Here is a 7,632-nt window from a genome sequence, read left to right as displayed (position 1 = left end):
TGGGGGGCCGGAGGTGAGCAGGCGGTGCTCAAGCAGGCTCGTCGGGCCAGAAGTCGGGCTCGGGTTCTGGTGCCGGGCGGGCCGGGGAGATCGGCGGGGCGCGGGCTGAGAGGCCCAGATGGCGCAGGATTGCGGAGACGATCCTCGGGTACCTGAATCTCGTGATCAATTCGACGTTCTCGGAGAACGTCGCCAACGGAGATCTTGGCGGTGCGATTACGGGCCTGGGGCTCGTGATCCAGTCGTCGACGATCGTGAACAATCGCGTGGAGTCACCGGGGCGAAGTGGCGGTGGACTCTGGGGGCAGGGAGTCGTCTGGGGCTCTGTGATCGCGAACAACAGCGCTCCTTTGCGCGCGCCCGACTGCGACGGCTCCTTCACGAGTCGCGGGTACAACTTGATTGGCGACGCGAGCGACTGCGATTTCGAAGCGCTTCCAAGCGATCTGGTAGGCGAAATCGAGGGAAGGGTCGACCCGCTTCTAGGCCCGCTGGCGGACAACGGCGGCGCGACCTTGACGCACAAGCCACTCGAAGACAGTCCGGTGCTCGATGTCATTCCCGAGGATGTGTGCCTGGCCGAGGTGGGCGAGGATCAGCGGGGCCAGGTGCGGCCGTTGAATGGCCGCTGCGAGATCGGTGCGCTCGAAGTCGACAGCGGTCTGCCGGGAGATTTCGACGGTGACGGAGACGTCGATGGCGAAGATGACCGAGCGCGCACGGTGTTTCAGTTGCTCGAGTCCCTGGAACAACTGATCGAAGACACCCGCGCGCTTCCGCACCCCGACCTCGCTCGCATGGTGTTCATCCCCGGCCGTGCGCGCGCCAAGATCGAGGAGAGCCAGCAACTGCGTGAGCGCTACTACCCGTACGAGATCGTATACCGGCCCAGGCTCTTCACCGCGCGCTTCATGCTCGACTACCACGCCTACTACGTAGAGCGGGCGAGGGCGCCACGCGAGACGATTCAGCAGAACCTGACGCAGCTGCGAGAGGTGCAGGACAAGCTCGACGACCTGATCGACTTTCCCTACTGACGTCCAGAGCTTCCCCACTCCTAGAGTCTGGCCCTTCCGCCGATACGTTGGAAATGGGGCGCGCTCGCACCAGGTTGGCATACTTGGCCCATGTTGCCGCGAACCCTGCGACCCGAGCTGCACCTGCGACAGCGCACGTCAGCGGTCGCGCGCGCAACGGAAGGGCGATAGCGATTGAGTTCGAGAGTCACGGCAGACACCTCCGTCACGCCGCCCGGTCTGGGTGCGCGCGTACGGCTGGCGTCCGCGATCACGCTGAGCGGAAGCTTCGGCTCTCAGGGTCTGCGGCTCGTGGGCAATTTGATTCTGACCCGGCTGCTGGTTCCGGAGGCGTTCGGCGTCATGGCGCTCGTGAACGTGACCGTCTACGGGCTGCAGATGATGTCGGACCTGGGCATCCGAGCGAGCATCGTGCAGAGCCAAAGAGACGACGAAGCCTTCGTTCACACCTTGTGGAGCGTGCAGGTCGGCCGCGGTTTCGTGCTCTGGGCGGTCGCTTCGGCGCTGGCCTTTCCGCTTGCAGCCTTCTACGCGGCACCGGATCTGCGCAGCCTGCTGCCAGTGGTGGCGCTTACGGCGGTGATCGACGGCTTTGCTTCGACGCGATTGTTTACCCTCAACCGCAAGCTCGTGCTCGGTCGGCTGACGGCGATCGAACTTGGCGCTCAGGCCACCGGCATCGGACTGATGATCGGCTACGCGCTGTGGAGTCCGAGCGTCTGGGCCCTGGTCGCCGGCACTCTGGTTGGCAGCACCAGCAAGACTCTGTTGAGTCACCTGGCCATTCCGGGAGCGACCGATCGCTTTGCCTGGGATCCGACAGCCGCGCGCGAGTTGCTGGGCTTCGGTCGCTGGATCCTCCTGAGCAGCGCCACCAACTTCCTTTCGAGCCGGGGGGACGTGCTGTTGCTCGGCGCGCTGATGTCGCTTCCGGCGTTGGGCATCTACTCGCTTGCCATCGTGATGACCAACGCCGCGTCCAGCATCATCGGTGCGCTCCGCTCGCGCGTGGTCCTGCCGGCACTGAGCCAGATCGTGCGCGAAGAGCCCTCCCGGCTGAGTCCCATCTACTACCGGGCCAGGCGCGCCCTCGAGTTTTTGGGGCTGTCGATCGCCATGGTGCTGGTCGCCGGGGGCGATTCGATCGTGAACGTGCTGTACGACCCTCGTTATTCGGACGCCGGTTGGATGGTTCGCATCCTGGCGCTGCGGCTGGTGCTCGCGGCCGTCGGGGGGCCGGGTGCCATGTGCCTGGTGGCACTCGGCAAGCCGCAGTACATGTTCTGGGCGAACCTGTCGCAGGCGTTGTGGCTGGCCTGCTGCGTCCCCTTGGCGATGTACCTGGGAGGACTGCATGCCACCATCTGGGCGATCGCAAGCTATGATCTGCCGGCCTCGCTGATCATCAGTGCAGGGCTCGTTCGCTGGCGCGTGTTCTCGCTGCGCCAGGAGCTGCGCTTTGTCCTGCTTGCAGCGCTGGGCATGGTAGTCGCCCTGATTGTACGACCCTGGTTGGGATCTCTTTTTGGATGAGTGTTCGCGTCGTCATCCCGCAAAAGCCGGGTATCAACAGCTATCTGGAACTCCTGGGCGAGGCGCTGGCCGAGGAGGGTTGGACCGTGGAGTACGCGTTCCCCCCGAACCCGGACTCGCTCGCGCCCATCACCTGGATCCACTGGCCGGAGCAGCTCACCGACTATCAACGGCCGTCAGCAGACGACGTGGAGCGCATCGGCGCGTGGCTGCAGGCGAGTGCACGGCAAGGAGTGCTGGTTTGGACCGTGCACAACACGCATCGACACGGGATGCCCGACGATCCGGGATTTCGCGCGCTGTACGAGCTGACTGCCAGGCACGCCCAGGTGCATCTGCACCACGGCCACCGTTCGGTCGAACGAGTTCGCGCGGAATTTCCCGCGGCAGAACCCATTGTCACGTCTGTGTTCCGGCACGGCGGATACTGGGATCTGCTGGGCGAGCACACGCGCGAGAGCGCGCGTGCGTCGTTGGGCATCGCGCCCGACGCTCGGGTGCTGCTGGTGTTTGGTCAGGTACGCGAATCGCGCGAGTACATGTTGGCCCTGCGAGCGGCGCGCGTGAAGGGCTGGCGGGTGCTGGTCGCGGGACAGCTTCCGCGTGTGCGACGGCGCGAGCGCCCGGGTTTCTGGCTTGCGGTGCGCCGTGCCGGCGATCGATTCGAGCATCGAGCGGGCCCCTTCGAACCCGAGCAGGTCGATCGGCTGGTCAAGGCTGCAGATGCCGTCTTGATTCCGCGGTACGAGTGCCTGAACAGCGGCAACGTGTTCCTGGGCTTTACCTTCTCGCTACCCGTGTTGGGCCCCGACGTGGGGAACGTGGGTGAGGTGCTGCGCGAAACCGGAAATCCGTTGTTCGAGCCGGGACGCGCGGGCGATCTGGAGCGTGCGCTTCTGGAGTTGTCGCATCAAGACGGGCCCGCCCTGGGTCGGCGGAACGCGAACTGGCTGGAGCAGAACTGCCAGTGGGAGCAGGCGGCGCGCATCGCGATCGACGCTATCGGGCGCGTGCGCGCAGAGGCGAGTGTTGCGTCGAAGGCGATTGCACCCGAGAATGCCTGACCATGTCGGCTGCGAATGACATCGGCGCACAAGGAACGCTACGCAATCCACCTGCTTATGCGTGGGAAACTGCACTCACCTTTGGCGTGGCCCTGGCGATGTTCGCGAGTTATCTGGACCACACGCCGCAGTGGGACGAGCTGTACCACATGCTCGCGGCGCGCTCGTGGCTCGCGGAGGGCACCTTTCGTATCGCCGACGGAAGCTACCCGCGCGCCTGGGCGTTCACGCGTCTGATCTCGTGGTTCTTGACCCCGGGCGATACCAGTCTGGTTGCTGCACGAATTCCGGCTGCACTCGCCGGTGCGGGCCTGGTGGCCTTGTTGTTCAAGATGACGGCGGACGCCGCCGGGCGTCGCGCTGGTTGGATCGCGGCGTCGCTGCTCGCGACCTATCCAGTCTGCATCTACTTGTCGCAGATCGTGCGCTTCTACACGCTTCAGGCGCTGTTGTTCGCGCTCGCAGCGTTCCTGCTGTACCGCATGCTGGCGCGCCCGAGTACATGGCCACATCAGGCGTTGCGAGCGTTGCTGCTGGTTGCGTTCCTGGTGTTCGCCAACGAGCTTCAGCCGCTGACACAGATCGGAACTCTCGGTCTTGTGGTGTTCGCAGGCCTGGTGCTGGGTCTGCCCATCCTTCTCAGCCAGTTGGCCGCGGGCCGCGCATGGCTGATCGCAGGGTTGTTCGTCGCTGGCGCGATGCTGTTCGCTGCAGTGGTTGCCTCCGGTGTGCTGGACGACAGTTGGGCGCTCTTTCGTCATGCGCCGGGCTGGGCCGAGCATTACGCGAACGATCGACGGGTCTACGATCGTATCTTGACGCACAACTATCCCACGCTCTGGCCGTTGCTGCCGGTTGTGACGCTAGTGGCGCTGCGTCGCACACGCGATTTCACTTTGTTATGCGTATCCGTTTTCGGCATCGGTCTCGTGGCGTCCTCCTTGGCCGCATCCAAGGCACATCGATATCTGTTCCCGGCGATGCCATTTTTCTTCGCCCTCGCGGGCATCGCCATCTCCGAGACTTTGCCCGTCCTGCAACAGCTGGCGCGCGAAGCGGTGCGATCCGTACTCGGAGCCGATCTGCCGAGCACAGCGATCCGCTGGCTTTCCCGGGGCGTGAGTGCGGCGGTGCTCGGGTTCGTCGTGGTGACCAATCCCGTTTCGCGCGACGGCTTGAAGATGTTGGTTCTGACGGATGCGCAGTGGCCGGACTACCGCTATCGCGGCTTTGCGGACTGGGAACGAGCCGCGCCGCTGCTCGCGCCTCTTGCCGAGCAGGCGGAAGTCGTGCTGACTTCTGCGGGCGTGAAGTCCTTGTTCTATCTCGGACGGATGGACTACGACGTGAGTGCCACGCTCACGAAGGAGACCGATACCGGGGGAGAATTCGGGATCGATGCCAAGACCGGCCGGCCCGTGATCGCAAGCGCCGATTCGCTGCGCAGACTGATGGCCCAGCACCGCAGCGGGCTGGTCGTGATGGAAGTCCGCCGTTGGCGCATTCCATTCCTGGTTCCCGAGGGCTTTGCAGATGAACTCGTCGCCAGCACGCGTCGAGTCGATCTGCCGAAGGACACGGGACTGATGGTCTTCGAATGGGGCGGGATCTCGCGTCCGTAGCTCAGCCGCCCTGCGGCTGCCTGCCCTTTTCGACTGCGGCCTTGAGCATTGCGCGGATGCGCTGGTTCGCGCGCTCGCTGCGGAAGTGCTGATCGGCGCGCTCCCAGGCCTGCTGGCCCATGGCGAGCCGAAGTTCGGGATCGCTGGCCAGCATCGAGATGCGATCGGCCATTGCTTCCACGTCGTGTTCCTCGACCAGGAAGCCGGTTTCTCCATCGACCACGATATCCACCAGGCCCTCGTGCCGGGTTGCGACCACCGGCACGGCGGCCGCTGCGGCTTCCATGACCGCGACCGGACTGCCTTCGCGATCTCCGTTTTCGGCCACCACGGAGTGCTGCAGGAACACGTCGGCATCGCGCATGAAGCGAAAGACTTGCTCGTGTGGCTGCGCGCCGTGTACGAACACCCAGTCGCTCAGACCCTGGCTGCTAACAAAGTCTTCTACCTGCGCATCGAGTGGGCCCGAGCCGATTACTTCCAGGCGCAGGGGAGTCCGGGTCTGGCTGCGCGCGAGAACGGCAGCCTCGAGTGAGCGCAGCGGTGCCTTCTTGCCGGTCATCCGGCCCACGATCAGCAATCGACATGACAAAGTGTCGGCGTGGCATTGCGGCAGTACGGCGGGAACGTCCACACCACAGGCGTTGACCTCGAAGTGAACCGAGCGTGCCAATTCGGAGAGCCGGTGGCGCATGGCCTGGCTCACGACCAGCACGCCCTGGGCGGCTGGCAGAACGTGTCGGAGGCTTTCGCGATACGACTCGTTCTCGAGCGTTGCAGACGCGTCGACTCCGTGAAAGCGCACGATGAACGGAACGCCCGAACGCTGGAGGGCGGGGAACGCCCACGCGGCGATGGTGCCGAACTCGACGAAGATGACATCGGGGTCCAACGCGCGGATGTGTTCGAGCAGCCGATCTTGAACGTCCGGTGACCAGGAAGGCCCACCGCCAGGTGCCCGACGCTGTTCGCGCCAGCGCGCCTTGAGCCGGGGCGCGTTCCAGAAGCCGCCTTGCGGCGGGTCGGGCGCGAGTTCGGCGACCGATGGCAGGTCAGAGAACTGGCACAGCAACTGCTGGTCCACCGTCGTGGCGATGATGCCCACGAGTTCGCTTCCGAGCGAGCGCGCGTGCTCGATGATGAAGGTTTCCGAAATCACGGGGAAGCGCGGGCACAACATCAGTACGCGCATCAGAATTTCCGCTGGCTGATCCGACGGTTCAAGAGTCTTCGCCCCCTGGCACTGGTTGTATCTCACCGCTCGAAGCGGCGACCATAGCCATGGCGAAATAGCGCAGTGACGGGCGGATCAACAGCGAGGTGCGGCGACAAAGTCGGGCGAAGATCCAGGAGGCACCGGGAGTTCCCGGATGGCGAACACTCTGCGTTGTTTTTTCGGACCGTCCCGGCCATCCGGGGGGGATTGCGGTGAACACCCGCGAGGGCGAGGCGCCGCGGCTCCGGTCAGACGTGTGACGTTGCGCGACGCCGTCGCAGACCTACGACCAGCAGCACGGCGGATGCAATCAAGAGCGGAAGCGCGAGCAAGTCGATGCCGAGCGCGACACTCGCCGTTGCAGCGGAGAATCCGATAGCACTCATCCCCAGTACGAGCATTGGAGTGGCGCAACACACGATCGCGAACAAGGCGCTGGCCGCACCGGCCAGGCCCAGCTTCACCAACGACCCCGGGGCTGCAGGATCGACCAGTGCGATCGCGATCTTGGGTGGCACCAGCTGCTTTGCGAAGTCCGACGTGCCGGAGGGACCGCGAACCTCGAGCCACAACGCGTCCTGGGCAGCATCGGTTTGCAGCGAAAACCGGGCAAAGCCACAGCAGCTCTGTTCGAACTCGATGAAGCGTGCCAGCTCCGCCCGCATTTCGCTGGACTCGGCGAAGCGCAGCGCGAGGCCGTCGCTCAGGTACTGCGCAGCTTCAATGCACCTGGCGAGGCCGCTGCGCAGTTCCCGCTTGCGTTGCGCGAGCTGATCTTCGGGCAGCGTGCACTTTACCTCGCTATCGCATTCGTTCATCTGGTTGCTCCTCAATCTTCGAGCCCCGCGAGGATGTCGCACTTCGACAGGTCACCGGCGCAGAGACAGGTTTCCAGGGCATTGCGCAGTGCCTTCTGCATGTGCTTCAGGTCCCGGATCTTGGCCGCAATCTCGTCGAGCTTCTGCGACGCGAGCGCGCCAAGTTCGCTGGGGGACTGGCGTATAGGAAGTATAGCACCCCTGTCTCCCTAATAAGACCATCCATTTTCGGCTGTTGAGAGCCGGCAGTCGGGGAATCTGGGGGCTCTCGAACGGACTTTGTGTGGTCGGGAGATCGGCTGCTCGAGGAGCGAACGGCGGCGGGAGCGCTGGGGGTTCGGT

At 64.6% G+C, this 7,632-nt stretch carries 6 protein-coding genes; 4 read left to right on the top strand and 2 right to left on the bottom strand.

The features are described 5' to 3' along the window. Nucleotides 1-161 precede the first annotated feature (161 nt). The 4 genes from GY725_12955 (at nt 162) to GY725_12940 (ending at nt 5,256) form a co-directional block, all read left to right on the top strand. The gene (locus GY725_12955; GenBank protein MCP4005096.1) at nt 162-1,037 is read left to right on the top strand and encodes a hypothetical protein; all 876 of its coding nucleotides are present in this window, start codon (nt 162-164) and stop codon (nt 1,035-1,037) included. Nucleotides 1,038-1,211: 174 nt separating this feature from the next. Next, nucleotides 1,212-2,570: an oligosaccharide flippase family protein gene (locus GY725_12950; GenBank protein MCP4005095.1), complete on the top strand. Its 1,359-nt coding sequence runs from the start codon at nt 1,212-1,214 to the stop codon at nt 2,568-2,570. Next, on the top strand, nt 2,567-3,634 hold the full coding sequence (locus GY725_12945; GenBank protein MCP4005094.1) for a glycosyltransferase family 4 protein: 1,068 nt from the start codon (nt 2,567-2,569) through the stop codon (nt 3,632-3,634). The genes GY725_12950 and GY725_12945 overlap by 4 nt, the downstream gene beginning before the upstream one ends. 2 nt (nt 3,635-3,636) lie before the next feature. Then, nucleotides 3,637-5,256 (top strand): hypothetical protein, encoded by a 1,620-nt coding sequence (locus GY725_12940; GenBank protein MCP4005093.1) that lies wholly within the window; start codon nt 3,637-3,639, stop codon nt 5,254-5,256. A 1-nt stretch (nt 5,257) separates the two neighbouring features. On the opposite strand, the gene GY725_12935 is transcribed toward GY725_12940, so the two are convergent. Both GY725_12935 and GY725_12930 read right to left on the bottom strand, forming a co-directional pair. Then, entirely contained in the window at nt 5,258-6,448 is a 1,191-nt protein-coding gene (locus tag GY725_12935; protein MCP4005092.1) for a glycosyltransferase, read from the bottom strand. A gap of 272 nt (nt 6,449-6,720) precedes the next feature. After that, entirely contained in the window at nt 6,721-7,290 is a 570-nt protein-coding gene (locus GY725_12930) for a hypothetical protein (protein MCP4005091.1), read from the bottom strand. Nucleotides 7,291-7,632 lie beyond the last annotated feature (342 nt).

The organism is bacterium (genome assembly GCA_024226335.1).
GTDB lineage: Bacteria > Myxococcota_A > UBA9160 > SZUA-336 > SZUA-336 > JAAELY01.
This window is presented reverse-complemented; position numbering and strand designations above follow the sequence as displayed.